This is a genomic window from Pseudomonas sp. A34-9 (assembly GCF_029543085.1).
GTDB lineage: Bacteria > Pseudomonadota > Gammaproteobacteria > Pseudomonadales > Pseudomonadaceae > Aquipseudomonas.
Genome location: NZ_CP119967.1, coordinates 1,268,123 through 1,294,077, shown reverse-complemented (window position 1 = coordinate 1,294,077; position 25,955 = coordinate 1,268,123). Strand labels below are relative to the sequence as shown.

The following is a 25,955-nucleotide window of genomic DNA, read 5'->3' as shown; positions in this document are numbered from 1 at the left end:
ACTCGGTAGGAGCTGCCGAAGGCTGCGATCTTTTGATCTTGCTGTTGATTTTAAAAAACAAAATCAAAAGATCGCAGCCTTCGGCAGCTCCTACAAGTTTACCGTGCGCATCCGGAGTTATTACATGACGGCCCACGCCGACCTTTCGCCGACCCTCCAACTCGCCATCGACCTGATCCGCCGTCCGTCCGTGACGCCGGTCGACGCCGATTGCCAGAAGCAGATGATGCAGCGCCTGGGCGATGCCGGTTTCACCCTCGAGCCGATGCGCATCGAAGATGTGGATAACTTCTGGGCGACCCACGGCAACAACGACGGCCCGGTGCTGTGCTTCGCCGGTCACACCGACGTGGTGCCGACCGGCCCGGTGACGGCGTGGCAGATCGACCCGTTCAACGCGCTGATCGATGAACACGGCATGCTCTGCGGCCGTGGCGCGGCAGACATGAAGGGCAGCCTGGCGTCGATGACCGTTGCCGCCGAGCGCTTTGTCGCTGACTACCCGAACCACAAAGGCAAGGTCGCGTTCCTTATCACCAGCGACGAAGAAGGTCCGGCGCACCATGGCACCAAGGCTGTGGTCGAACGTCTGGCAGCACGTAACGAACGTCTGGACTGGTGCATCGTCGGCGAACCGTCGAGCACCACACTGGTCGGCGACGTGGTGAAAAACGGCCGTCGCGGCTCGCTGGGCGCCAAGCTCACCGTTCGTGGCATTCAGGGGCACGTTGCTTACCCGCATCTGGCGAAGAACCCGATCCACCTTGCTGCCCCGGCGCTGGCCGAACTGGCCGCCGAGCATTGGGATCACGGTAACGATTTCTTCCCGCCGACCAGTTTCCAGATCTCCAACGTCAACTCCGGCACCGGCGCGACCAACGTGATCCCGGGCGATCTGGTGGCGGTGTTCAACTTCCGCTTCTCCACCGAATCGACCGTCGAAGGCCTGCAGAAACGCGTCGCCGACATCCTCGACAAGCACGATCTGGACTGGCACATCGACTGGGCGCTGTCCGGCCTGCCGTTCCTCACCGAACCGGGCGCGCTGCTCGACGCGGTGTCGGCGAGCATCAAGGACATCACCGGCCGCGAGACCAAGGCTTCCACCAGCGGCGGCACTTCCGATGGCCGTTTCATCGCGACCATGGGCACGCAAGTGGTTGAACTGGGCCCGGTCAACGCGACTATCCACCAGGTCAATGAGCGCGTATTGGCGGCCGATCTCGACGTGCTGACCGAGATCTACTACCAGACCCTGATAAAGTTGCTCGCCTGATGCTTGCTTGCCCCATCTGCAGCGCACCGCTGAATGCGCTGGATAACGGCGTGGTTTGCCCCGCCGGCCACCGCTTCGACCGTGCGCGTCAGGGTTACCTGAACCTGCTGCCGGTGCAGCACAAGAACAGCCGTGATCCTGGCGACAACCAGGCGATGGTCGAGGCGCGCCGGGATTTCTTGAACGCCGGGCATTACGCACCCGTGGCCAAGCGTCTGGCCGAACTGGCGGCGAGTTATGCGCCGGATCGCTGGGTCGACATCGGCTGTGGCGAGGGTTATTACACCGCGCAGATCGCCGAGGCCTTGCCGAACGCGGATGGCTACGCGCTGGACATCTCCCGTGAAGCGGTCAAACGCGCCTGCAAACGCAACCCGGCCATCACCTGGTTGATCGCCAGCATGGCCCGCGTGCCGTTGGCATCGGGCAGTTGCCAGTTTCTCGCCAGTGTTTTCAGTCCTCTGGACTGGGCAGAAGCCAAACGCCTGCTCAGTGTTGGCGGCGGTTTGATGAAAGTCGGCCCGACCAGCGGCCATCTGATGGAACTGCGCGAACGCCTGTACGACGAAGTTCGCGAGTACACCGACGACAAGCATCTGGCCCTGGTGCCTGAAGGCATGGCGCTGGCGCACAGCGAAACCCTGGAATTCAGGCTGACGCTGGACAAGCCCGAGGATCGCGCCAACCTGTTGGCGATGACACCCCACGGCTGGCGCGCCAGTGCCGAGCGTCGTGCGGCGGTGATCGAACAGGCCGAGCCGTTCGAGACCACCGTGTCGATGCGCTACGATTATTTCGTTCTTCAATAACTTTTGGTTCCGGGCAAACGCCCGGGGCCGGCTAAATCCGCGAATGGATTTTTCAGACCCGCAGTGAGGACATCCATGCGCCAACCGGATATCGAGATTTACCTGAAAGACGCCGACGTCGACCACAAGGCCATTTCTGCCTGGCTGGGCGCCGCGTTGGGCCCGTGCAGCGAGTGGGTACAGAAAGGCCAGACTTACAAGTGCAAGGCCGGCAATGTGCCGGTGACCTGGCTGCCGAAAGCCGTGGGCAAATGGAACAGCCTGTACCTGGAAAGCGACCAGACCCCATGGGACGACGACATCGCCTGCGCCCGCGCCGCCTTTGCTGCGCTGAACGTGGAAGTGCGTTGCGCGCCGGGGACGTGGGTCGAGGAAGAAGGTGAAGAGACGGCGGATCGCTGGATTCGCATCAGCGAAGACGGTGAAGAAGAGATCACCTGGAAAACCGCCTAAAAGCAGCTGCAAGTTATGAGCTGCAAGCTGCAAGTCTCAAGCTGAACTGCTTGTAGCTTGTGGCTTGCAGCTCGAAGCTGCTGTTACAAGCCTACAACATCCTCAGCCTGCAAACCCTTCTCGCCAGTAATCAATGCGTATTCAACCTGCTGGCCTTCGGTCAGCGACCGATGCCCTTCGCCGCGAATCGCGCGGTAGTGCACGAACACGTCCACCCCGTCTTCGCGCTGTATAAAGCCGTAGCCCTTGGCGTCGTTGAACCACTTCACGTTGCCGGTTTCACGTGTTGCCATCTGTTCATACTCCTTTTTTATTATTGAACAGGCTTTTCGCAGGAAAGCCTTTGCGGAACGTCAGCCTGCGTCCGACGTCCATAAAAGGGCCCCGGCGACAGACCGCCGAGTATATGACAGGCGCGAAAACTCTCAACAGGAGATTACTTCGCCGCTTTTTTGCCGATTTTCGATGAATCCGTCACACTAGCGCCCACCCGAGCAAACGCTCGGTTTTATTCACTCACGCAGAAGCCGTATGACCCGTTCCCCGTTCCGCCGTCTTGTGTTTGGCACCTTGCGCCGACTGTTGTACCTCTGGGTTCGCTCGGAGACGATCAACCAGTCGTCGTTCACCCTCAACCTCGACCGCAGTCGTCCGGTGTTCTACGTCCTGCAAAACCCTTCGCTGACCGATCTGGCGGTGCTCGACACCGAGTGCACCAAGGCCGGCCTGCCGCGTCCAGTGTTGCCGGTATCTGTGGGTTCACTGATCGAACCGGCAGCGTTTTTCTACCTGACGCCGGATCCCGACTGGCTCGGGCGCCAAGACAAACGCGGTGCGCCGCCGACCCTGACCCGCCTGGTCAGCGCGCTCACGCAGAATGCTGCTGAAGACGCGCAGATCATCCCGGTCAGCGTGTTCTGGGGCCAGTCACCGGACAGCGAAAACAGTCCGTGGAAACTGCTGTTTGCCGACAGTTGGGCCGTCACCGGGCGCCTGCGTCGCTTGCTGAGCATCATCGTCCTCGGGCGTAAAACCCGCGTGCAATTCTCGGCGCCGATCCATCTGCGCGAATTGATCGAACACAACAAGGGTCACGAACGCACCGTGCGCATGGCCCAGCGGATCCTGCGCGTACACTTCCGCAACCTCAAAGCAGCGGTCATCGGCCCGGACATTTCCCACCGTCGAAACCTGGTCAAAGGCCTGCTCAACCAGCCATTGGTCAAACAAGCAATCCTCGACGAAGCCGAACGCGAAAACATCTCCGCGGAAAAAGCCAAGGCCCAAGCCCTGCGTTACGGCAACGAAATCGCCTCGGACTACACCTACACCGCGATCCGCTTCCTCGAAGTGGTGCTGAGCTGGTTCTGGAACAAGATCTACGACGGCATCAAGGTCAACCACATCGAAGGCGTGCAGAAAGTCGCTCAGGGTCACGAAGTGATCTACGTGCCGTGCCACCGCAGCCACATCGACTACCTGCTGCTGTCGTATCTGCTGTTCCGCAACGGCCTGACCCCGCCGCACATCGCCGCCGGAATCAACCTCAACATGCCGGTGATCGGCAGCCTGCTACGTCGCGGCGGGGCATTCTTCATGCGCCGCACGTTCAAGGGCAATCCGCTGTACACCTCGGTGTTCAACGAATACCTGCACACCCTGTTCACCAAAGGCTTCCCGGTCGAATACTTCGTCGAGGGCGGCCGGTCGCGGACCGGGCGCATGCTGCAACCGAAAACCGGGATGCTCGCGATCACCCTGCGCAGTTTCCTGCGTTCGTCGCGCATGCCCATCGTGTTTGTGCCGGTGTACATCGGTTATGAGCGTGTGCTGGAGGGTCGCACCTACCTCGGCGAACTGCGCGGCGCGAGCAAGAAGAAAGAATCGATCTTCGACATTTTCAAAGTCATCGGCGCGCTCAAGCAGCGCTTCGGTCAGGTCGCGGTGAACTTCGGCGAGCCGATCAAACTGGCGGAATTCCTCGACGCCGAGCAACCGGACTGGCGCCAGCAGGAGCTCGGTCCGCAGTACAAACCGGCATGGCTCAACGAGACCACCAACCGCCTCGGCGAAAAAGTCGCGCAGCATCTCAACGAAGCCGCAGCGATCAACCCGGTCAATCTGGTGGCACTGGCGCTGCTGTCGACTACCCGTCTGGCACTGGACGATCGCGCGATGGCGCGGGTGCTGGATCTGTACCTGGCGCTGCTGCGCAAAGTCCCTTATTCACCGCACACCACGCTGCCGGAAGGCGACGGCCGCGCGTTGATCGAGCATGTAAAGGACATGGACCTGCTCGCCGAGCAGAACGATGCGCTGGGCAAGATCCTCTATCTGGACGAGCAGAACGCCGTCCTGATGACCTATTACCGCAACAACGTGCTGCACATCTTCGCGTTGCCTGCGCTGCTGGCGAGTTTCTTCCAGAGCACCTCACGCATGAGCCGCGAACAGATCCTGCGCTACACCCGCGCGCTGTACCCGTACCTGCAATCGGAGCTGTTCATTCGCTGGACGCTGGACGAACTGGACGGTGTGGTCGATCAGTGGCTGGAGGCGTTTGTCGAGCAAGGTTTGCTGCGTTTCGAGAAGGACGTCTACCTGCGTCCGGCACCGAGTTCGCGGCATTTCGTGTTGCTGACGCTGCTGTCGAAGAGCATCGCCCAGACCTTGCAGCGTTTCTACATGACCGTGTCCTTGCTGCTCAACAGCGGCCAGAACAGCATCAGCGCCGAAGAGCTGGAAGACCTCTGCACGGTCATGGCGCAGCGCCTGTCGATCCTGCATGGCCTCAACGCCCCGGAGTTCTTCGACAAGAGCCTGTTCCGCCACTTCATCCAGACCCTGCTCGACCTCGACGTGCTGCGTCGCGACGAGGCCGGCAAACTGAGCTACCACGAGCTGCTCGGCGAACTCGCCGAAGGTGCGGCCAAACGCGTATTGCCGGCGGAGATTCGTTTGTCGATCCGTCAGGTGGCGCTGCATCGCAGTGAAGATGCGGCCGACCAGGTCGCCACACAGCCCGACGCCTGATGAAAACCTGGTAGGAGCGAGCCTGCTCGCGAAGACGGAGTGTCAGACAACTGAAATGTTGAATGCTAAACCGCTTTCGCGAGCAGGCTCGCTCCCACACTGAAAGGAGAACCACCTATGAAAAAACTGACCATTCTCGCTGCCGCCACACTGCTCAGCGCCTGCCAATCGACCACACCTGCCGGCAAGGTCGGCCTCGACGGTGAAGTGTTCTACCTGCAGCGCATCGCCCTGCCACCGAGCGCGACCCTCAGCGTCAGCTTGCAAGACGTCTCGCTGGCCGATGCGCCAGCCGTCGTACTCGACGAGCAAAAAGGCCCGGTCAAAGGCCAGGTGCCGCTGCCGTTCCACTTTAGCTACGATCCGGCCCAGGTCAAACCCGGCCATCGCTACTCGGTCAGCGCGCGCATCGAGGTCAACGGCGAGCTGATGTTCATCACCACCGAAAACCATGCCGTGCAACTCGACGGCAACGATCCGCAGCCGCTGAAAATCCGCGTCGACGCCGTTCGCTAATTGTCTTTCAAGGAACCTGCCATGCTCCGCCCTACCCTTCGCTTCGCCGGCCTGTGCGCAGGCCTGATGATCTCCGCCAGCGCGCTGGCGCTGTCGCTCAGTGACCTGTCGCAAAAAGACGCCACCGGCGGCCTCAAGGACGCCCTGACCCAAGGCGCGCAAATCGCCGTCAAGCAACTGGGCACCCCCGGCGGCTTCAGCAACAACCCGGACGTGAAGATCGAGCTGCCGGGCAAACTCGGCAAAGCCGCGAGCAAGATGAAAGCCTTCGGCATGGGCGCTCAGGTTGAAGAACTGGAAACCGCCATGAACAAGGCAGCGGAATCCGCGGTGACTCAGGCCCAGCCAATCCTCGTCGACGCCGTGAAGAAAATGAGCGTGGCAGACGCCAAAGGCATCCTCAGCGGCGGCAAGGACTCGGCCACGCAATACCTCGACAAATCCAGCCGCGAACAGATCCGCGCCAAGTTCCTGCCGATCGTCAAACAGGCGACCGACAAGGTTGGCGTAGCGCAGAAGTACAACTCGTTCGCCGGCCAGGCTGCAGCGTTTGGCGTCGTTGATGCCAAGAGCGCCAACGTTGAAAACTACGTGACCGAGCAAGCGCTCAATGGCTTGTTCGAAATGATCGGCAAACAGGAAGAAACCATCCGCCAGAACCCGGCTGCTGCGGCGACCAGTCTGGCGAAGAAGGTGTTTGGGACGTTGTAATATTCTGAACGACAAAAAGCCCGCTGAACCCTTGGGGTTCAGCGGGCTTTTTGTTGGGCGTCAGGTTTGCGGATCGACTTGATCAAGGACGCGGTTCACCGACAGCTCTGCGAGGGAGATCATCTGCTGAATCCCCAGAAGATGATTACACGTCGGGCCACTCAGGGTGAACGCCAGTTCCGTGGCCATGATGTTGGCTGAGGCCAGCGTTTCACAGGCGTGAGCGAGTAATGTTTCGGAATCGACCTCGGGAAGGACGGTGAAGATTGTGCTGGGATTATTGACGGGTTTGGGCGGGTTTGGCGTGGGTTTGAACATGGCGAAATCTCCTGAAGTAATGGAGCCGCCACCGTTCGCTGCGAAACGAATGTTAGGTGGCAGCTGTACGCAGGTTCGCAGACCGGGACTTCAGGCACCCGGCATACCCGAAGGTATCCCGCGCACAACCGCCATGACACAGGCATAAAAAAGCGCCCGTTTCGGATAGTGGACGCTGTGCGTCTGAAGTTTAACCGGGCTGCGAAACCCGGTCGCTGATTTTTGCAGCGACAACCTAAGGCTAGAGATCGCACGTCCGACGGACAACCTGAAAAACATGTGGGAAGGTTCTGAATTTTCGTAACACAGTTAAACAACTTCGCCTTTCAGATCGTCTTCGCCAGCAGGCTGGCTCCCACATTTGAATCGAGCATTTTCAGTTCAAGGCTTGGTCGGCTGTCAGGCCGTCATCGCTGGCAAGCCAGCTCCCACAGTTTCGGCGCGTGCATTCAAGCAGAGATTGGGTGGCTGTCAGGGCGTCATCGCGAGCAGGCTCACTCCTACAATTGGATGGCGTACATCTGCAAGCAACAGGTCGGCTGTCAGGCCGCCTTCGCGAGCAGGCTCGCTCCTACAATTGGATTGCGTACATCTGCAAGCAACAGCTCGACTGTCAGGCCGCCTTCGCGAGCAGGCTCACTCCTACAATTGGATTGCGTACATCTGCAAGCAACAGGTCGGCTGTCAGGCCGCCTTCGCGAGCAGGCTCGCTACCACAAAAGAGCAAGAGCAGATCGCTTCTGCTCCTCACCACTCAACAGGATGAGCGTTAGCTCGGCTGCGGCTTTTGATCTTAGAGCCCGTCGGCAGGCTGAGTGGAGGGATTGATCCGGGGGTGGGAGCGCAGCGACCGTTCGACGAAGTCGAACACATCGAGAGGAGGTGCAGCGAAGCAAACCGTAGGCGATGCCCCCGGATCGATCCCGGAGCGAAGGAACCCCGAGCCCCAGCGAGCGGGCCGAACGTCAGGGCAAAGACCTTTGGTTCCTTTGGGCTGGGCCGGCACTCCGGCGTTTGCCAAAGGGACTCGCCGTAAGGGCGAAACCGCCAGCCGCAGCACCCGAAGCAACGGATATACACCCAAAACCCCAAGAGCATGGTCGGCCCGAAGGCCGCCACGTCACAAAAGAATCAAACCTCCCGACGAACCCGGAACCAGGCCGCATACAACGCCGGCAAAAACAAAAGCGTCAGCGCCGTAGCCACAATCAACCCACCCATGATCGCCACCGCCATCGGCCCAAAAAACACACTCCTCGACAACGGAATCATCGCCAAAACCGCCGCCAACGCCGTCAGAACGATCGGCCGAAAACGCCGAACCGTAGCCTCGATAATAGCCTGCCAAGGCTTAAGCCCCGAAGCGATATCCTGCTCGATCTGATCCACCAGAATCACCGAATTACGCATGATCATCCCGGACAGCGCGATCGTCCCCAACATCGCCACAAACCCGAACGGCTGGCGGAACACCATCAAAAACAACGTCACCCCGATCAAGCCCAACGGTGCCGTCAAAAACACCATCGCCGTGCGCGAAAAACTGCGCAACTGCACCATCAGCAGGGTCAGCACCACGACAATAAACATCGGTACCCCGGCATTCACCGACTTCTGCCCACGCTCGGAATCCTCCACCGTGCCGCCAACATCCAACAGATAGCCATCCGGCAGCTCGGCGCGAATCGAATCCAGCGTCGGCATGATCTGCTTCACCAGCGTCGCCGGCTGCTCCTTGCCATAAATATCCGCCCGCACAGTCACGTTCGGCAGGCGATTACGATGCCAGATAATCCCTTCCTCAAACCCATATTCAAGCGTGGCAATCTGCGACAACGCCACACTGCGGCCGTTATCCGTCGGCACCGCCAGACTCGACAGCAACGACAACTCAGTACGCTCATGCACCGTGCCGCGCAGCAGAATCTCGATCAACTCATTGTCTTCGCGATACTGACTGACACTCGAGCCGGTCAACGAACTCTGCAGGAATTTCGCCAGATTGGCCGTGCTCACACCCAGCGCCCGGGCGCGCTCCTGATCGATATTCAGGTACACCGCCTTGCTCGGCTCTTCCCAATCCAGATGCACATTGACCACATGCGGGTTCTCGCGAACCTTCGCTGCAACCTTGCGCGCCAACGCCCGAACTTCTTCGATGTGTTCACCGGTGACGCGGAACTGCACCGGATAGCCAACCGGCGGACCGTTTTCCAGCCGAGTGACCCGCGAACGCAATGCCGGGAACTGCTCGTTAAGCGTCTCGATCAACCAAGTGCGCAGCGCTTCACGCTCCTCGATGGTTTTCGCCAACACCACAAACTGCGCGAAACTCGCCGCCGGCAATTGCTGATCCAGCGGCAGATAGAAACGCGGCGATCCCGTACCAACATAGGCGACGTAATTATCAATGCCGGCATGCTCCTTGAGCATCGCCTCCAGCCGTTTCACCTCACCGGTGGTATTGGCCAGCGAGGCGCCTTCCGCCAGCTTCAGATCGACCATCAGTTCCAGTCGATTGGAAGCCGGAAAAAACTGCTGCGGGACGAAGCGGAACAACATCACCGAGGCGATAAACAACCCCACCGTCAGCACGATCACGGTCTTGCGGTGCGCCACGCACCACTCCACCAAACGCCGAACCCGCTGATAAAACGGCGTGCCATACGGATCAGGCTGGCCATCGCCAGTGCCATGTTTGGCCGCATGAATTTTCGCCAGATCCGGCAGGAGTTTTTCCCCCAGGTACGGCACGAACATGACCGCCGCGACCCAGGACGCAAGCAACGCGATGGTCACCACCTGAAAGATCGAACGGGTGTATTCGCCGGTGCCGGACTGCGCCGTGGCAATCGGCAGAAAACCTGCGGCAGTAATCAATGTCCCGGTGAGCATCGGGAACGCGGTGCTGGTCCAGGCGTAACTCGCCGCGCGGATGCGGTCGAAACCCTGCTCCATTTTGATCGCCATCATTTCCACGGCGATGATCGCGTCGTCTACCAGCAAGCCCAACGCCAACACCAGCGCGCCGAGTGAAATCTTGTGCAGGCCGATGCCCAGGTAATACATGCAGGCGAAAGTCATCGCCAGCACCAGCGGAATGGTCAGCGCCACGACCATGCCGGTGCGCACGCCGAGGGAGAAGAAGCTCACCAGCAAGACAATCGCCAGCGCTTCGACCAGTACCTGAACGAACTCGCCGACCCCGGTTTTCACCGCCGCCGGCTGATCGGATACCTTGCGCAATTGCATGCCGGCCGGAAGGTTCTTCTGGATGCGCGAGAACTCGACTTCCAGCGCCTTACCCAGCACCAGAATGTCGCCGCCATCCTTCATCGCCACGGCCAGACCGATTGCGTCTTCGCCCATGAAACGCATGCGCGGCGCCGGTGGATCGTTGAAACCACGACGCACATCGGCGACATCGGAGATACGGAACGTACGATCGCCGACGCGGATCGGAAAGTTTTTTATCTCCTCGACCGTCTGAAAATTCCCCGAGACCCGTAGCTGCAATCGCTCGCTAGCGGTTTCAAAAAACCCGGCGGTAGAGACCGCGTTCTGCTCTTGCAGCGCCTGTTGCACCGCCGCCAGCGGCAAGCCGAGGGTCGCGAGTTTGACGTTGGACAGTTCGACCCAGATTTTCTCGTCCTGCAAACCAAGCAGGTCGACCTTGCCGACATCCTTGACCCGTTGCAGCTGGATCTGGATGCGATCGGCGTAATCCTTGAGCACCGCGTAATCGAAACCATCCCCCGTCAGCGCATAGATATTGCCGAACGTGGTGCCGAATTCATCGTTGAAAAACGGCCCCTGAATATCCGGCGGCAAGGTCTGGCGAATATCACTGACCTTCTTGCGCACCTGATACCAAAGATCGGGGATTTCCTTGGAATGCATCGAGTCGCGGGCAATGAAGGTGACCTGCGATTCGCCGGGGCGCGAGAACGACACGATGCGTTCGTACTCACCGGTTTCCATCAGTTTCTTTTCGATGCGTTCGGTCACCTGCCGCGAGACTTCCTGCGCGGTCGCGCCCGGCCAACGGGTTTGAATCACCATGGCCTTGAAGGTAAACGGCGGGTCTTCACTCTGGCCGAGTTTGGTGTAGGACAACGCACCAACGATGGCCAGCAAAAGCATCAGGAACAGTACGATCTGGCGATTACGCAGCGCCCATTCGGAAAGGTTGAAGCGCATCGGGGCTTACTCCTTGTTCGCCAGATTGACCACGCGATTGGAGCGATCTACCGGACGCACCTGCTGCCCTTCGAGCAACACATGCACGCCAGCGGCCACCACCCAGTCACTGGCGTTCAAGCCTTCGAGCACTGGCACGCTTTTCTCGCCGAACGGGCCGATGCGCACCGGGGTTTTCTTCAAGGTGTTGTTGCCGTTGACGACCCAGACGTAGGTCGCGCCGTTTTCAGCGGTGAGTGCCGAGAGCGGCACCGAGAGGGAAACGCTGTCCGCCGATTGCACAAACACCCGGGCGCTCTGGCCCAGTTCGGCCGGGACTTTGCCGCCGGTGAAGGAAATGCGTGCAGCAAAGGTGCGCGAGCGTGGATCGGCGGCGGGCGACAATTCGCGGATCTGCCCGGCGAAGCGCTGATTCTGTTGCGTCCACAGCTCGACCGTCACTGGCTGACCGACCTTGAAGCGCCCGAAGCTCTGCTCCGGCAGGCTGATCAGCACTTCGCGCTCGCCGTCGGTGGCGAGGGTAAACACCGTTTGCCCGGCGGCGACGACCTGCCCCACCTCGACCGAACGCTTGGCCACCACGCCATCCTGCGGCGCACGCAGCACCGCGTAACTGGCCTGATTGGTCGAAACGTTGAATTCAGCTTTGATTTGTTTGAGGCGGGCCTCACCGGAGCGGTAAAGGTTTTCGGCATTGTCGTAAGCCGAGCGGCTAACCATCTGCCGATCCATCAGGGTCTTGTAGCGATCACGCTCGGCGCGGACCAGATTGAGATTGGCTTCGGCGGCGCTGACTTGGGCGCGGGTGGCTTCCAGTTGCAGGCGCACGTCTTGCGGATCGAGTTCGGCGAGCGGTTGATCAGCCTTTACACGCTGGCCTTCATCGACCAGTCGTCGGCTGACTTTGCCGCCAATACGGAACGCCAGATCGGGTTCGTAGCGGGCGCGCACCTCACCCGGATAACTTTCCATCGCCTGCGCCGAAGGCTCTGGCTGCACCACCATGGCCGGGCGCACGGTGACTTGCGTCGCCTCTTCCTGACCACACGCGGACAAAAGGAACGCCAGACTGACTGGCAATGCAAGTGGCCAGGTGAGGTGCAGAGCATGGCGGAACATGGTGACGGACCTTTCGCTAATGGTGCCTGGAATAATTATACTGGCGGGTATGTTATTAATAGCAAACTCACCAGTCCAGTATTAAAAGCGAAGAATGTCGAACAATCTTTCAGCTCCAAACGGTCCGGGCCGCCCCAAGGATCTGGCCAAGCGCCAGGCGATCCTCGACGCGGCGAAAATTCTGTTTCTGAGTCATGGTTATGCCAACACCAGCATGGACGCGGTCGCCAGCGAGGCTGGCGTGTCGAAGCTGACGGTCTATAGCCACTTCAACGACAAGGAGACGCTGTTCTCCGCCGCCGTAGTGGCCAAATGCGAAGAGCAATTACCGCCACTGTTCTTCGAATTGCCCGAAGGCATTGCCGTGGAAAATGTGTTGCTGAACATTGCGCGAGGCTTTCATCAGCTGATCAACAGCGATGAGTCGGTGAATTTGCACCGTTTGATCATGGCGCTGGGCAGCCAGGATCCGAACTTGTCGCTGATCTTCTTCGAGGCAGGGCCGCAGCGCATGGTGCTGGGGATGGAGCGGCTGTTGACGCGCATCCATGAGACGGGCGTGCTGAACATCGATCTGCCGCGCAATGCCGCCGAGCATTTCTTCTGCCTGATCAAGGGCGCGGGGAATTTTCGTTTGTTGTATGGCTGCGGGGAGCCGTTGAGCGAAGAGGCTGCAGAGAGCCATGTGCGGGAAGTGGTGGAGTTGTTTATGCGGGCGTACAGGCCCTGACTTTTAAGGTGTCTGAGCGGACGCCTTCGCGAGCAAGCTCGCTCCCACATTGGAATGCATTCAAATGTGGGAGCGAGCTTGCTCGCGAATAGGGACAACTCGGTCTAAGGTTTGAGCGCTTTCTTTGGGTAAATGTCATACCGGCTAGATTTGCCATCCAGCGCATGACTCGGCTTCGGCCCCGCAATGCACGGAGCCTTGCGCGGACGCTTGACCACCACCCGGTGTGTTGCCAAGGCCAACGCGGCTTCGAGCAACGCCGGCGCATCCGGGTCATCGCCCACCAACGGCCGGAACAGGCGCATTTCTTTCTTCACCAGCGCGGTTTTCTCGCGATGCGGAAACATTGGGTCGAGATAGATCACCTGCGGCGGCTCGCCTTCCCAATGCTGCATGACCTCGATGGAATTGCCCTTGAGCAACGTCATCCGCGCGACGATCGGCGCCACGTCGAAATCTTCCGCAGCGCGCGCCAGACCATCCTCCAGCAAGGCGCCAATCAACGGCTGGCGCTCGATCAGGCTCATCTCGCAACCAAGACTGGCCAGCACGAACGCATCCTTGCCCAGCCCCGCCGTGGCATCCAGCACGCGCGGGCGCACGCCTTGGGCAATGCCGACAGCCTTGGCGATCATCTGCCCGCTGCCGCCGCCATACAATCGACGGTGTGCCGCGCCACCCTCGACGAAGTCGACGCGCACCGGTCCCGGTGCATCCGGGCCGAGCTGTTGCAGCTGCAAACCCTGCTCGCCGACCTGCAAGGCAAACTCGCCGTCCGCCACTTCAAGCGGCAGGCCCAGGCGCTCGGCCCATTGCCCGGCTTGCGCTTCAAACGTCGGGCCGAGGGCCTGAACATGGATGCGGCAGGCCGCGGGTTGCTCAATCATGGAAAACACGCTCAAAAATTTAAGGATCGGCAAAAACCGCCGATAACTCATTCAACGCGCATTTTGCCAGAGCTGAGCGTCAACCGAAAAAAATGTCAGGCATTCTTCCCACATCGATAGGCTACATCTCGCCCCATGGCGACTTTAGCCGTCACAACACTCAAGCACTGAGCGGCGTCAGTCACCTGTGGCAGGATTTCTTTGCCCAGGCGATGGCCGAACAGACGAGTGAAGTGGTGCCTGCCTGCGGCACGTTTCCGCCGGTTGACCTGAACAGCCCGGAAGAACCGACCATCGGCAGCGAGCTGCACGCGCACATCGTCAGCCAGCGTGAATGCGATGTGGTGGAAACCGAAGTGCGTCCGCCAGAGCCGCTGTTCCTGCCGATCGCCGAGTTCGAAATGGAACTGCTGGACAAGCCGTTCCCGCCGTTCCCGCCAGAAGAACTCAAGGCTCAGCAGGCCCAGCAGGATTTCGACAGCAGTTGGGTGCGCCCGGTCGTGATCAACAATGGTCAACCCGTTCCAGAGCCTGGCCCGGCACCGCAGAAAAAACCGCTGTACCTGCCGATTGCCGAATTCGATCTGGATTTGCTGCAAAAGCCTTATCCACCGTTCCCGCCAGAAGAGATCGTCGAGCAGCAGAAGGCGCTGGACTTCGATAACGGCTGGGCGCGCCCGATCGTTCTGCAGAACCTGCGCCTCGCCGCTTAAGCCTCAGCGACACACGCTCCAGCGTCCGACATCGACATGAAAATGATTGCGATGGGCGGCGTTGTAATCCGGGCTCAACACCACACTGAACGCCTCGCAGGCGCCGTCGCGCAGCTGACGCAGAAACTGCGCGTCCTGATTTTGCCTGGGCCAGTCCTCGAGTACGCTGATGCTGCGGCCGTCGGCCAGACGAAACCCGGCGATGTCCAATGCAGCGGCGCTGGCATGGCGGCTGAGCGCCCCGCTCTCGCGGTTGTAAACATTGCGACAAGCGAAGCTGCCAAGGTGATCGACGCGCGCGACCTTCTGCCCGTAAACGGCTTGCGCGGCGGGTTGCAGGGTGTGGCGCTCAAACATCGCGTAGGCCACCGCCAGCGGACAACTGGCGAGGAAACTGCTGCTCAGCGCCACCTCACCGCCCTGCACACGAAGGGCACCGATCAGCGGACACTTGGCATCAGGACTGTCGGATTGACGTGTGACGCGCAGATCGGAACTGCTCAATGCCCGGGCGCAGAGTTCAGGATCACTGCGCAAGCGCATCAGCTTATAGCCGGTCAGCCAGTTGGGCGCGGCTTTCACGTCCAGCGGCGCCCAGGGACTCCATTGCGCCGGCACGTCCAGCCAACCGCGCCAGACACTGATCAAGGCGCCGCCGGTGATCAGCAGCACGGTGAGTGCAATCCATCGCCCCATGCTCAGCCTTTGAAGAATTGATTAGCCTTGGCGTACGGCATCGACTGCGAGGTGAAGCCGAAGGTGCCGGACTGCTGGATTTCTTCAGCCGCACGCAAGAACTCGCCGAACGCCGCCAACGCCAAGGCCGAACCGGTGCTGATCCGCCGCACGCCCATTTCCTGCAATTGCTGCACGGTCAGTTTCAAGCCGCCGGACATCAACACATTGACCGGTTTCGGCGCTACCGCGCGCACCACCGCCAGCACCTCTTCGGCGTTGCGCAAACCCGGCGCGTACAACACGTCGGCGCCCGCTTCGGCGAAGGCCTGCAAGCGGCGGACGGTGTCGTTGATGTCGGGATTGCCGTGCAGGTAGTTTTCCGCACGCGCGGTGAGGATGAAGGGAAATGGCAGCGTGCGCACCGCCGCGACGGCCGCCTCGATTCGGGCCACGGCATGTTCGAAGCAATAGATCGGCGCATCCGCGCGGCCCGTCGCGTCTTCGATCGAACCACCGACGGCGCCCGCGTCAGCCGCGCGCAGCAAACTCTTGGCGCTCTCAGCGGGATCGTCGGCGAAACCGTTTTCCAGATCCACCGCCACGGGTAAATCAGTCGCGGCAACGATTGCCCGGACATTGGCCAAGGTCTCATCCAGGCTCAAGGCACCATCGGCCTTGCCTTGGGAAAACGCATAACCGGCGCTGGTCGTCGGCAAGGCCTGATAGCCGAGACTGGCGAGCATTTTTGCCGAGCCGGCATCCCACGGATTGGGAATGACGAATATCCCCGGTTGCTCATGCAGGGCTTTGAAGGTGTGCGCTTTACGGGTTTGGGCGTCCATCGGCAGGCTCCTGAGCAGGAAAAAAACGCCTCAGAGCAGGCCAAGTTGCTCGGCGGCGGGTTCTCTGTATAGCTCAGGCAGCGATGGCAGGCCAGGCAAACGTTGCATCAGTTGTGCATGAAAACGTTGCGCCAGTTTCGCCGCAAGCAGGTTGTCAGCGGTGTGCAGGAACATGTACGGCGTGCGGCCCTCTTCGATCCACTCGGCGATTTTCGCCACCCACGGCACGAGGAAGCTGTCGTTGGCTTCCAGTTCGGGATGGCCAATGAAGCGCACTTGCGGGAACTGAGTAAACGCCGCCGGACGTGTCGGCACTCGCGGCTTTTTCGATTGCGCGTGAATTACCGAAGACTCGGTCGACAGGCAACTGAACAGCGCACGCGGATCGAGACAAATGCGCTCCACGCCACGGTCCAGCAGCAGGCGATTGAGCAGACGTTCGCTTTCACCCTTGGCGAAGAACTGTTCATGGCGCACTTCCACCGCCAACGGGCAATCCAGCGCATCGATGAACCCCGCCAGTTCCGGCAGTCGATGCGGCGCGAAGCTTTTCGACAGTTGCAGCCACAGCGGCGACACACGCTGACCGAGAGGCTTGAGTAATTGCAGGAAGGTTTCGGCGGCGGTCAGTTGCTCGCGCAGATCCCCGCTGTGGCTGATGTCGCCGGGGAATTTGGCGGTGAAGCGAAAGTGTTCGGGCATAACCTCAGCCCAACGCTGCACGGTGGCAGGCGACGGGCTGGCGTAGAAGGTCGTGTTGCCTTCAACGGCGTTGAACACTTGCGAATAGAGACCGAGGAAATCGGCGGTTTTTGCATCTACCGGGTACAGATACTCGCGCCAGGCATTCTCGCTCCAGGACGGGCAACCGAGGTAGTAAGGCAGATCCATCAGATGTACAGATCGAGGCCCAGCACGTCTGCGTCCCAATCGACAAAACCGGCGGTGCTCAGGTAGCTGGCGAGGGCCATCGCTACACTTTTGCTCATGGCGCGGTGGTAGATCATGTCTTGTTGGCGGGCGGGCAGATTGCTCAGGCGTTGCGCGGCAGCTTTGGCGGCAGCACGGGCAGCCAGTTGCTCTTCAGTCGGGAATTCCAGCTCACCGTCGATATCGTCGACGGACTCATCCACAGTCACATGGCCTTTGCGAGGCTTGCGCTTGATGGGGTAGGACTGAGAGGAAAGGCCGTCTATACGCATAATTTCATGCTCGGTATCGATGATGGCAATTTAGCGGCACTTGACCGACTTAGCAAACCGCCGAGTGATAACTAGAACACATAACGCGCAAAAGGTTTAAAGCGAGGGGTTAGAAACTGACGATTGGCTTTGGAAGATCAAAAGATCGCAGCCTGCGGCAGCTCCTGCGGTTGGAAGGCGATCCTTGCAGGAGCTGCCGCAGGCTGCGATCTTTTTAAAAGCTCAACGAGCCTTGGGCGTGGCGACTTTATCGCGCAGATAAACCGGTTGTGCGTCATCCGCCGGGATCGACTCGCCGCGCTCCCAGGCAAAACGCGCCAGGGTCAGCAAGTCTTCGGCGTGGGGCAGCATGCTGGCGTCGGAACCGGTGAGGTTGACCGCGATGCGCTCGGCATAACCCCAACCGGTGCCGGCACCGAACCAGTCGCCACTGGCATCGGCCGGCAGCGCGGCGACTTCCGGCGGCAACACCGCTTCGGCACCGACAAGCCGCATCTCCCCCGCCGTCTCGCGGTAGCAGCCCCAATACACTTCATCCATCCGCGCATCGATGGCCGCCGCGACCTGGCTCACGCCATGTTCACGCAACGCACGTTGCGCCAGCACGGCCAGGTTGGACACTGGCAACACCGGACGATCCAGCGCGAACGCCAAACCTTGCACCACACCAATGGCGATCCGCACCCCGGTAAACGCACCCGGGCCGCGACCGAAGGCAATGGCATCGACCGCCTGCAACGTGGTGCCGGCGTCGGCCAACAGTTGCTGGATCATCGGCAGCAGCTTCTGTGCATGCAGGCGCGGAATCACCTCGTAATGGCTCGTGACCTTGCCGTCATGCAGCAAGGCAACGGAGCAAGCTTCAGTCGCGGTGTCCAGGGCCAGCAAGGTGCTCATCGATGTTTCCAAAACAGGGGTGGGGAAAAGGGCGTCAGTATAAACAACTACGGCCCGCAAGCGGGCCGTGGATGATGCAGCCGATCAGACTTTTCAGCTCAGCGCGGCCAGCACCTTGGTGGTGATTGCATCAACCGAACCAACACCTTCGATGTGGCTGTACTTCGGCTTGCCGTTGGCAGCCGACAGCTTCTGGTAGAAATCCACCAGCGGCTTGGTCTGCGAGTGATAGACCGACAGGCGATGACGCACGGTTTCTTCGGTGTCGTCCTTGCGCTGTACCAGCTCTTCGCCGGTGATGTCGTCTTTACCCGCGATTTTCGGCGGGTTGTAGACGATGTGGTAAACGCGACCGCTGGCTTCGTGAACACGACGGCCGGCAATGCGTTGCACGATTTCTTCGTCTTCAACAGCGATTTCAACGACCGCATCCAGCTCAACGCCGGCAGTCACCAGAGCTTCAGCCTGCGGAATGGTGCGCGGGAAGCCGTCGAACAGGAAACCATTGGCGCAGTCTGGCTGAGCGATACGATCCTGAACCAGAGCGATGATCAGGTCATCCGACACCAGGCCGCCGGCATCCATGATGCTCTTGGCTTGCACGCCCAGCGGAGTACCGGCCTTGACCGCTGCACGCAGCATGTCGCCAGTGGAAATTTGTGGAATGCCGAATTTTTCGGTGATGAACTTAGCCTGAGTACCTTTACCGGCCCCGGGAGCTCCCAGCAGAATGACGCGCATTAGATGTGCTCCTCAATTTTTTTATAAAAAGCTTTTACAAAACAAAGGATTCGCCTCTTGGGACGAATCCTGAAAATACGGGTCGTGGCCGCACAAACGGCCAAAGGCTGATCAAGATACACAGCAGGCTGCGCCCACACAAGACGCCAAAAGTCGGAGAAACCGACGCCCCCCGCGACCTTGCGACGCGGTAACCCAAGTCGCAACCCCGTCAATAACTGTCGCCTGGCGGCATTTTCATCCGTCAGGCAAAGCGGCACCCGGCATTGGTGCCTAGTGCCGTGCGCCACGACAAAAACGTTAGCCGGTATTTCGCAAACCGGCGGCAATACCCGCCACAGACACCAGCAACGCCTGTTCCACCGGGCTGCCCTGCTCGACATCTTGCTGTCGCGAACGGGCCAGCAATTCGGCCTGCAATAGATGCAACGGGTCGAGGTAGGTGTTGCGCAAACGGATGAATTCGAGGGTGTCGGGGCTATGTGCCAGCAACTGCGACTGGCCAGTCAGGCCGAGCACCACCGCGCACGCCTGCGACAATAGGTCGCGTAACTGCGCGCCCAACGGCAGCAGATCCGGCTCGACCAGACGCTCGTCGTAGGACCGCGCGATATCGGCGTCAGCCTTGGCCAGGACCATTTCCAGCATGTCGATACGGGTGCGGAAGAACGGCCATTGCTCGCGCATCTGTCCGAGCAACTCGCCTTCGCCGCGTTCCAGCGCCTTGCTCAGCGCCGATTCCCAACCGAGCCACGCTGGTAGCATCAGCCGTGTTTGCGTCCAGCCAAAGATCCACGGAATCGCCCGCAGACTTTCGATACCGCCTGCGCGACGCTTGGCTGGACGACTGCCCAGTGGCAAGCGCCCCAATTCCTGCTCTGGGGTGGATTGACGGAAGTACTCGACGAACTGCGGATTTTCCCGCACCACCTGGCGATAAGCACTGACACCGTCAGCCGCCAATTCATCCATCAGATGGCGCCATTCCGGCGTCGGCGGTGGTGGCGGCAACAACGTTGCTTCAAGCACTGCCGCCAGATACAGATTGAGATTTTGCTCGGCGATGTCCGGCAGACCGAATTTGAATCGAATCATTTCCCCCTGCTCGGTGGTGCGGAACCGCCCCGCCACCGAACCCGGTGGCTGCGACAGAATTGCCGCGTGCGCCGGGCCACCGCCACGGCCCACGGTACCGCCACGACCGTGGAACAGCAGCAGTTCGACTTGCTGTTCGCGGCAGATTTCCACCAGCCGCTCCTGTGCGCGATATTGCGCCCAGGCCGCCGCCGTGGTGCCGGCGTCCTTGGCCGAGTCGGAGTAGCCGATCATGACTTCCTGTGGGCCTTGCAGCCGTGCGCGATAGCCCGGCAGCAGCAACAGCCGCTCCATCACCGGCCCGGCGTTGTCGAGGTCGGCGAGGGTTTCGAACAGCGGCACGACGCGCATCGGCCGCAACACGCCGGACTCTTTGAGCAGCAGTTGCACGGCGAGCACATCGGAAGCGGCACCAGCCATGGAGATCACGTAGGAACCGAGCGACGCACCCGGCGCGGCGGCGATTTCCTTGCAGGTGTTGAGCACTTCGGCGGTGTCGGCCGAGGGTTTGAAATGCGCCGGCAGCAGTGGCCGACGGTTGCTCAGCTCGCGGGTGAGGAAAGCGATGCGCTGTTCTTCGTCCCAATCTTCGTAGCGACCAAGACCGAGGTAGTCGGTGATTTCGGTCATCGCCGAGCTGTGCCGCGACGAGTCCTGGCGCACATCCAGACGCACGAGGAACAAGCCAAAGGTCACTGCCCGGCGCAAGCAATCGAGCAACGGGCCGTCAGCAATGACGCCCATGCCGCACTCGTGCAGCGAGTTGAAACACAGCTCCAGCGGATCGAGCAGATCGCGGTTGTTGTGCAGCACATCGGCGGGGGCAGGCGTCGGTGCGGTCAGGGCGGCATGCGCCCAGTTGCGCGTTGCACGCAGGCGTTCGCGCAGTTGTTTGAGCACCGCACGATACGGCTCGGCGCTGTCGCCGGCCTTGGCTTTGAGGGCATCGCTGGCCTGCTGCATCGACAGTTCAGCCGCGAGATGGTCGACATCGCGCAGGTACAAATCGGCGGCCATCCAGCGCGCCAGCAGTAGCACTTCGCGGGTCACGGCGGCGGTGACGTTGGGGTTGCCGTCTCGGTCGCCGCCCATCCAAGAAGCGAAGCGGATCGGCGCCGCTTCCAGTGGCAGACGCAGGCCGGTCGCGTCATACAAAGCCTTGTCGGCCTTGCGCATATGGTTGGGAATCGCTTGCCACAGCGAGTGTTCGATCACCGCGAAACCCCACTTGGCTTCATCAACCGGCGTCGGCCGCGTGCGGCGGATTTCTTCGGTATGCCAGGCTTCGGCGATCAGCCGTTGCAGGGTGTTTTGAATCTGTTCGCGTTCGGCGCTGGTCAGGTCGCGATGGTCCTGCGCGGCGAGTTGCGCGGCGATCGCGTCGTACTTCTGGATCAGCGTGCGCCGCGCGACTTCAGTCGGGTGCGCGGTCAGCACCAGTTCAATTTCCAGCCGCGCCAGTTGCCGGGCCAGCGATTCGGCGCTGTGGCCTTCGCTGCGCAAACGCGCGAGCAATTCCGGCAGCACACGGGATTCGAACGGTGCCGGCTGCGACTCTTCGCGCCGATGGATCAACTGATACTGCTCGGCGATGTTCGCCAGGTTGAGAAACTGGTTGAACGCCCGCGCTACCGGGAGCAATTCGTCTTCGCTCAATTGATTGAGGCTGGCACTCAGTTCAGCATCCATCGAGCCACGCCGGTCAGCCTTGGCGCCTTTGCGGATCTGCTCGATCTTGTCGAGGAAAGCCTCGCCGTACTGGTCTCGAATGGTGTTGCCCAACAGCTCTCCGAGCAGGTGAACATCTTCGCGCAAGCGTGCATCAATATCGGTCATCAGCAATTCCCCAGCAGTAATCCGGACGGCTTAGAAACGAGTGCATGACCTAGAGAGTGCCGCTCTACGACGCTTCTTACAAGCATCCGACCAAGGGACTTTAAACCTTGCGGGCGAAAGCTAGTCTCAACAGTAAGCCGTACAACGGCTTGCCGCCGGCGCTGCCGGACACTCACCCAGGCCTGCCATGAGCAGGCACGAAATGAGGTCATCATGAAAATTCGTGAACTCGCCCAGCATTGGGAAGAAAACGCCAAAGGTCGCCTGACCGACACTGGCTACACGATTCATCTGGACGTCGAGGCCGCTGCGCGCTTGGCGGCGATTGCCGAGATGTACCCCAAACGGCATGCCGAAGAACTGCTCGGCGAACTGATCGGCGCGGCGCTTGAAGAGTTCGAAGCGAGTCTGCCGTATGTGAAAGGTTCGACGGTGGTGGCGACCGATGAGGAAGGCGATCCGCTGTATGAAGACGTCGGGCCGACGCCGCGGTTTCTGGCGCTGTCACGCCGACATTTACATGACCTCTCGGCCGCAGAAGGCAAGCAAAAACACTGACACAACCTAGATCAAACTGTAGGAGTGAGCCTGCTCGCGATAGCGGTTTTTCATTCAACATTTTTGTTGTCTGATACGACGCCATCGCGAGCAGGCTCACTCCTACAGGGATCGTATTTCAAACTGAAAATCGATGTGTTTTTGGCGTCTTAAAACCGCGCGCGTACCACTCTCCCCCGCCAAAGTTCCCGATTTAGAGCCTTGTCCATTCGGTCAAAGTTTTTTTGGCGATAGGCCATCTTTTCTGAACTTTTGAAAAATGCCACCGGTCGGAACCAGTAACCACGCCTGGAACGAGCGTTTCAAAAACGCGCTTTCATACGACGCTTACGGCTCCTCGACCAGGATGGATTCAGATGTTTTCAGGAGATGCCTAATGGAGTTGAAGACCATGAAAAACCAAACCACGTTTACCCACCTGCGCGGTCTGAAACTGGCCGCCCTGGCAATCGGCACCAGCTTCGTACTGGCCGGTTGCGCCGGTAATCCACCGACCGAGCAGTACGCCGTGACCCAATCGGCCGTGAACAGTGCGGTCAGCGCTGGCGGTACAGAGTTCGCCGCGGTTGAGATGAAGCAAGCGCAGGACAAACTGAAACAAGCCGAAATCGCCATGCACGACAAGAAGTATGACGAGGCCCGTCGCCTGTCCGAACAGGCCGAGTGGGACGCTCGCGTCGCCGAACGCAAGGCTCAGGCAGCCAAGGCTGAACTGGCTGTAAAGGATTCCCAGAAAGGTGTTCAGGAACTGCGTCAGGAAAGTCAGCGCCCAGTGCAGCAGTAAGCGCGCATCCCGATCGCAACGCTGAAACTTTATCGATAGAAAGGACGAAAAATTATGCGCAAGCAACTGATGATCCCAGCTCTTCTGGCCGCAAGTGTCGCTCTGGCTGCGTGCTCGACTCCGCCTAATCCGAACCTGGAACAGGCGCGCACCAACTACTCGGGCCTGCAAGCCAACCCGCAGGCGAGCAAAGTCGCGGCACTGGAAACCAAAGACGCCAGTGATTACCTGGATAAGGCCGACAAGGCTTACCTGGACAAACAAGACGCAGCCAAGGTTGACCAACTGGCCTACCTGACCAACCAGCGCGTAGAAGTGGCCAAGCAGACCATCGCTCTGCGCACCGCTGAAAACAACCTGAAGAACGCCGCCGCCCAACGTGCCCAGGCGCGTCTGGATGCTCGCGATCAGCAGATCAAGCAGCTGCAGGACAGCCTCAACGCCAAGCAGACCGATCGCGGTACGCTGGTGACCTTCGGTGATGTGCTGTTCGCAACCGACCGTGCCGACCTGAAATCCAGCGGTCTGGTGAACATCAACAAACTGGCGCAGTTCCTCCAGGAAAACCCGGATCGCAAAGTGATCGTCGAGGGCTACACCGACAGCACCGGTACCGCCAGCCACAACCAGTCGCTGTCTGAGCGTCGCGCCAACTCCGTGCGCACCGCACTGGTGAAAATGGGTGTTGATCCAGCGCGTATCGTCACTCAAGGCTACGGCAAGGAATACCCGGTTGCCGAGAATGGCAGCGCTTCGGGCCGTGCGATGAACCGTCGTGTGGAAGTGACCATTTCCAACGACAACCAGCCAGTGATGCCACGTTCGGCAGTCAGCTCGAACTAAGCGCCCTGCTGTAACGCAAAAGCCCCGCCTGACTCAGTCAGGCGGGGCTTTTTCATGATTGCTGAAACCGCGGCCCCTCACCCCAGCCCTCTCCCGAGGGAGAGGGAGCCGATTGGGAGATGCTCAATAGCTGTGTCGACCTGAAAGTGCTTTGCCGAATCCATAGTCGAAACTCTCTTTCAGGTCGGCGTAACTCGAAAGACACCTCGGTCAGTCCCCTCTCCCGAGGGAGAGGGAGCCGATTGGGGGATGCTCAATAGCTGCGTCGACCTGAAAGTGCTTTGCCGAATCCATAATCGACACAATCTTTCAGGTCGGCATAACTCGAAAGACACCTCGGTCAGTCCCCTCTCCCTCTGGGAGAGGGTTAGGGTGAGGGCTGAACCTGCAGAATCACTCTTGCAGCTTCTTCGGGGTCTCTTCACCCATGCAACGCACGGCTTTTTTCTGCGCATTGATCAGTACACCGGTCAGACCTTTCTGCTCGGTATCGAACAACACCAGCACGCCATCGATGCATTGCGCCACTTGCGGTGCCGGGTCCAGCGAGACCTTGTAATCCTCCCCCGCAACCGTCTTGAGCATGGTGAATTCGTTGAGCAGCAACGCATCCTCGGGTTTGGCGAAGTGCAGGTAGCCGTAGTACCACAGCGCCCCGACGGTGCCGAGGATGCTGCAGATACCGGTGATGATCAGCGGGATGGCGTTGCGTTCTTCAGTCATTGCGGACTCTCATCTTCAGAATTCGGGGGTTGCGGATAATTGGGGATTTCGCCGAGGCGGCGCAGGCCGTTGAAATGCTCGGGATCGTCGAGGTAGCGCAGCATCACTTGACGCCAGACCGGGTCGCCGAACGTTTGCACATGGCCGCCACGGGTCAACTGCAGCACGCGCGGCGGCGGTGCGGCCTGATACAGACGGATGCCGTTGGACAGCGGCACCAGCGGATCATCGATGCTGTGGAAAATCAGCTTCGGCACGCCGTTAAGGTGTGGCATCGAATTGATCGCGCTGTCGCCATCCGGTACCAGCCACGACAGCGGCACCTGAAATGGCCAGGTCAGCCACGAGGTACTGAGCGCGTATTGGCCGACGCTACGATAGCTCGCGGGTACGCCGTCGAGCACCAGCGCTTTCAGTTGTTTCTGCCGCTCGGGATGCTGCACCAGCCAATGCACGGCCATCGAACCACCGAGGCTCTGACCGAGCAGAATCAGCGGCTTGCCTTTGACTTCCGGCGCCTTGTCCAGCCACGCAAACGCGGCGTCGATGTCCTGATAGATCGCCGGCAAACTCGGCTCGCCCTCGGACAGGCCATAACCGCGATAGTCGACCAGCAGCACTTGATAGCCGTTTTTCGGCAGCCACCAACTGCCACCCAAATGCATCGGCAAATTGCCGCCGTTGCCGTGCAGATGGAGAACGGTGCCTTTGACTTCGACACCGGGTTTGGCCGGTAACCACCAGGCGTTGAGCTTCAGGCCATCAGCCGTGACCAGGGTGACGGTACGGTATTGGAGTTTGGCTTTTTCCGGGGTGAAGATCTGACCCGGCTCGGGGTAGAACAACAAAGAACTGCAACCGCTGAGGGTCAGGAGCAGGCAAAAGATGCCGAGGATTCTCATCCGGTGAAACCTCGCAGAAATCAGGTTGGAATACAGTGAGATCGTTCCCACGCTCCGCGTGGGAATGCATCCCGTGACGCTCTGCGTCA

General features: G+C 60.2%; 25 protein-coding genes. 11 read left to right on the top strand and 14 right to left on the bottom strand.

What is annotated here, in order from left to right:
- Positions 1 to 124 precede the first annotated feature (124 nt).
- The 3 genes from dapE (at position 125) to P3G59_RS05545 (ending at position 2,538) form a co-directional block, all read left to right on the top strand.
- Positions 125 to 1,276, top strand: coding sequence for a succinyl-diaminopimelate desuccinylase (gene dapE / locus P3G59_RS05555; RefSeq protein WP_277760770.1), 1,152 nt, complete (start codon positions 125 to 127; stop codon positions 1,274 to 1,276).
- Positions 1,276 to 2,085 carry a putative RNA methyltransferase gene (locus tag P3G59_RS05550; RefSeq protein WP_277760769.1) on the top strand — a complete coding sequence of 270 codons (810 nt, stop codon included), beginning with the start codon at positions 1,276 to 1,278 and terminating at the stop codon, positions 2,083 to 2,085. The genes dapE and P3G59_RS05550 overlap by 1 nt, the downstream gene beginning before the upstream one ends.
- Before the next feature lie 75 nt (positions 2,086 to 2,160).
- Positions 2,161 to 2,538 (top strand): hypothetical protein, encoded by a 378-nt coding sequence (locus tag P3G59_RS05545; protein WP_277760768.1) that lies wholly within the window; start codon positions 2,161 to 2,163, stop codon positions 2,536 to 2,538.
- A gap of 83 nt (positions 2,539 to 2,621) precedes the next feature.
- Here the strand turns inward: P3G59_RS05545 and P3G59_RS05540 are convergent, their stop codons facing one another.
- Positions 2,622 to 2,831 (bottom strand): cold-shock protein, encoded by a 210-nt coding sequence (locus P3G59_RS05540; protein WP_277760767.1) that lies wholly within the window; start codon positions 2,829 to 2,831, stop codon positions 2,622 to 2,624.
- Positions 2,832 to 3,069: 238 nt separating this feature from the next.
- Here P3G59_RS05540 and plsB point away from each other — a divergent pair, with 238 nt between their 5' ends.
- The 3 genes from plsB to P3G59_RS05525 all read left to right on the top strand — a co-directional run bounded on the left by plsB (position 3,070) and on the right by P3G59_RS05525 (position 6,798).
- Complete coding sequence (gene plsB, locus P3G59_RS05535; RefSeq protein ID WP_277760766.1) at positions 3,070 to 5,571, top strand: glycerol-3-phosphate 1-O-acyltransferase PlsB; 2,502 nt, start codon at positions 3,070 to 3,072, stop codon at positions 5,569 to 5,571.
- A 117-nt stretch (positions 5,572 to 5,688) separates the two neighbouring features.
- Positions 5,689 to 6,087 carry a YbaY family lipoprotein gene (locus P3G59_RS05530; protein WP_277760765.1) on the top strand — a complete coding sequence of 133 codons (399 nt, stop codon included), beginning with the start codon at positions 5,689 to 5,691 and terminating at the stop codon, positions 6,085 to 6,087.
- Positions 6,088 to 6,108: 21 nt separating this feature from the next.
- Positions 6,109 to 6,798, top strand: a complete 690-nt coding sequence (locus P3G59_RS05525; RefSeq protein WP_007908873.1) for a DUF4197 domain-containing protein — start codon at positions 6,109 to 6,111, stop codon at positions 6,796 to 6,798.
- Between the two features lie 60 nt (positions 6,799 to 6,858).
- Here P3G59_RS05525 and P3G59_RS05520 read toward each other — a convergent pair whose 3' ends face one another.
- The 3 genes from P3G59_RS05520 to P3G59_RS05510 all read right to left on the bottom strand — a co-directional run bounded on the left by P3G59_RS05520 (position 6,859) and on the right by P3G59_RS05510 (position 12,435).
- On the bottom strand, positions 6,859 to 7,116 hold the full coding sequence (locus P3G59_RS05520; RefSeq protein WP_277760764.1) for a DUF6124 family protein: 258 nt from the start codon (positions 7,114 to 7,116) through the stop codon (positions 6,859 to 6,861).
- Between the two features lie 1,131 nt (positions 7,117 to 8,247).
- The gene (locus P3G59_RS05515) at positions 8,248 to 11,316 is read right to left on the bottom strand and encodes an efflux RND transporter permease subunit (RefSeq protein WP_277760763.1); all 3,069 of its coding nucleotides are present in this window, start codon (positions 11,314 to 11,316) and stop codon (positions 8,248 to 8,250) included.
- 6 nt (positions 11,317 to 11,322) lie between these two features.
- Positions 11,323 to 12,435 carry an efflux RND transporter periplasmic adaptor subunit gene (locus P3G59_RS05510; RefSeq protein WP_277760762.1) on the bottom strand — a complete coding sequence of 371 codons (1,113 nt, stop codon included), beginning with the start codon at positions 12,433 to 12,435 and terminating at the stop codon, positions 11,323 to 11,325.
- 94 nt (positions 12,436 to 12,529) lie between these two features.
- Here P3G59_RS05510 and P3G59_RS05505 point away from each other — a divergent pair, with 94 nt between their 5' ends.
- Entirely contained in the window at positions 12,530 to 13,165 is a 636-nt protein-coding gene (locus P3G59_RS05505; RefSeq protein WP_277760761.1) for a TetR/AcrR family transcriptional regulator, read from the top strand.
- Between the two features lie 104 nt (positions 13,166 to 13,269).
- Here P3G59_RS05505 and P3G59_RS05500 read toward each other — a convergent pair whose 3' ends face one another.
- Positions 13,270 to 14,049 carry a class I SAM-dependent methyltransferase gene (locus P3G59_RS05500; RefSeq protein ID WP_277762115.1) on the bottom strand — a complete coding sequence of 260 codons (780 nt, stop codon included), beginning with the start codon at positions 14,047 to 14,049 and terminating at the stop codon, positions 13,270 to 13,272.
- Between the two features lie 95 nt (positions 14,050 to 14,144).
- Between P3G59_RS05500 and P3G59_RS05495 the strand changes: the two genes are divergently transcribed.
- Positions 14,145 to 14,765, top strand: coding sequence for an energy transducer TonB (locus P3G59_RS05495; protein WP_277760760.1), 621 nt, complete (start codon positions 14,145 to 14,147; stop codon positions 14,763 to 14,765).
- 3 nt (positions 14,766 to 14,768) lie between these two features.
- On the opposite strand, the gene P3G59_RS05490 is transcribed toward P3G59_RS05495, so the two are convergent.
- From P3G59_RS05490 to ppc, 7 genes are all read right to left on the bottom strand, one after another.
- Entirely contained in the window at positions 14,769 to 15,461 is a 693-nt protein-coding gene (locus P3G59_RS05490; RefSeq protein WP_277760759.1) for an extensin family protein, read from the bottom strand.
- A gap of 2 nt (positions 15,462 to 15,463) precedes the next feature.
- The gene (locus P3G59_RS05485; protein ID WP_277760758.1) at positions 15,464 to 16,285 is read right to left on the bottom strand and encodes an isocitrate lyase/phosphoenolpyruvate mutase family protein; all 822 of its coding nucleotides are present in this window, start codon (positions 16,283 to 16,285) and stop codon (positions 15,464 to 15,466) included.
- A 30-nt stretch (positions 16,286 to 16,315) separates the two neighbouring features.
- Positions 16,316 to 17,176, bottom strand: a complete 861-nt coding sequence (locus tag P3G59_RS05480; protein ID WP_277760757.1) for a DUF72 domain-containing protein — start codon at positions 17,174 to 17,176, stop codon at positions 16,316 to 16,318.
- Positions 17,176 to 17,487 (bottom strand): hypothetical protein, encoded by a 312-nt coding sequence (locus tag P3G59_RS05475; protein WP_093436677.1) that lies wholly within the window; start codon positions 17,485 to 17,487, stop codon positions 17,176 to 17,178. The genes P3G59_RS05480 and P3G59_RS05475 overlap by 1 nt, the downstream gene beginning before the upstream one ends.
- A 222-nt stretch (positions 17,488 to 17,709) precedes the next feature.
- Positions 17,710 to 18,384 carry a tRNA (adenosine(37)-N6)-threonylcarbamoyltransferase complex dimerization subunit type 1 TsaB gene (gene tsaB / locus P3G59_RS05470; RefSeq protein ID WP_277760756.1) on the bottom strand — a complete coding sequence of 225 codons (675 nt, stop codon included), beginning with the start codon at positions 18,382 to 18,384 and terminating at the stop codon, positions 17,710 to 17,712.
- Between the two features lie 93 nt (positions 18,385 to 18,477).
- A complete protein-coding gene (gene adk / locus P3G59_RS05465) occupies positions 18,478 to 19,125 on the bottom strand; it encodes an adenylate kinase (protein WP_134176932.1) in 648 nt (215 codons plus the stop codon).
- 300 nt (positions 19,126 to 19,425) lie between these two features.
- Positions 19,426 to 22,056, bottom strand: a complete 2,631-nt coding sequence (gene ppc / locus P3G59_RS05460; protein ID WP_277760755.1) for a phosphoenolpyruvate carboxylase — start codon at positions 22,054 to 22,056, stop codon at positions 19,426 to 19,428.
- Positions 22,057 to 22,269: 213 nt separating this feature from the next.
- Between ppc and P3G59_RS05455 the strand changes: the two genes are divergently transcribed.
- The 3 genes from P3G59_RS05455 to P3G59_RS05445 all read left to right on the top strand — a co-directional run bounded on the left by P3G59_RS05455 (position 22,270) and on the right by P3G59_RS05445 (position 24,241).
- Positions 22,270 to 22,614: a pilin assembly protein gene (locus tag P3G59_RS05455; RefSeq protein WP_122843232.1), complete on the top strand. Its 345-nt coding sequence runs from the start codon at positions 22,270 to 22,272 to the stop codon at positions 22,612 to 22,614.
- Positions 22,615 to 22,990: 376 nt separating this feature from the next.
- Complete coding sequence (locus tag P3G59_RS05450) at positions 22,991 to 23,398, top strand: DUF4398 domain-containing protein (protein ID WP_277760754.1); 408 nt, start codon at positions 22,991 to 22,993, stop codon at positions 23,396 to 23,398.
- 54 nt (positions 23,399 to 23,452) lie between these two features.
- Positions 23,453 to 24,241, top strand: coding sequence for an OmpA family protein (locus P3G59_RS05445; RefSeq protein ID WP_277760753.1), 789 nt, complete (start codon positions 23,453 to 23,455; stop codon positions 24,239 to 24,241).
- Positions 24,242 to 24,634: 393 nt separating this feature from the next.
- Here P3G59_RS05445 and P3G59_RS05440 read toward each other — a convergent pair whose 3' ends face one another.
- Together P3G59_RS05440 and P3G59_RS05435 are read right to left on the bottom strand one after the other, a co-directional pair.
- On the bottom strand, positions 24,635 to 24,964 hold the full coding sequence (locus P3G59_RS05440; protein WP_277760752.1) for a hypothetical protein: 330 nt from the start codon (positions 24,962 to 24,964) through the stop codon (positions 24,635 to 24,637).
- Positions 24,961 to 25,866, bottom strand: coding sequence for an alpha/beta hydrolase (locus P3G59_RS05435; protein ID WP_277760751.1), 906 nt, complete (start codon positions 25,864 to 25,866; stop codon positions 24,961 to 24,963). The genes P3G59_RS05440 and P3G59_RS05435 overlap by 4 nt, the downstream gene beginning before the upstream one ends.
- Positions 25,867 to 25,955: the final 89 nt, after the last annotated feature.